Source organism: Pseudomonas sp. K5002 (genome assembly GCF_013386655.1).
Classification (GTDB): domain Bacteria; phylum Pseudomonadota; class Gammaproteobacteria; order Pseudomonadales; family Pseudomonadaceae; genus Aquipseudomonas.
Genome location: NZ_JACARK010001585.1, coordinates 268 through 568, shown reverse-complemented (window position 1 = coordinate 568; position 301 = coordinate 268). Strand labels below are relative to the sequence as shown.

Genomic DNA, 301 nt, shown 5'->3' with positions numbered 1-301 from the left:
CCAGCTCCAGGGCGTCGGCCACGCGTTCGGCGGTGACGTCGAAGGCGGCCTGGTGCATCAACGGGCCGATGTCGACGCTTTGCTCTTGCCCGTCGACCAATGCCGGGCCGACCCGCAACTCACGCACGGCGGCAGCGAAGCGGCTGAGGAATTCGGAGTAGATCGAACGGTCGACCATGATCCGGTTGGCCGCGCAGCAGTCCTGGCCGGAGGTCTGGAACTTGGCCTCGACCGCGACTCTCACTGCCAGCTCAAGGTTGGCGTCGGCGCAGACAATAAATGGCGCGTTGCCGCCCAGTTC

At 66.1% G+C, this 301-nt stretch carries 1 protein-coding gene; it reads right to left on the bottom strand.

The window, feature by feature from the left end; translation table 11 throughout:
• The coding region (locus tag HX846_RS40180; protein ID WP_256740514.1) for an aldehyde dehydrogenase family protein at positions 1-301 on the bottom strand (301 nt) is incomplete at both ends.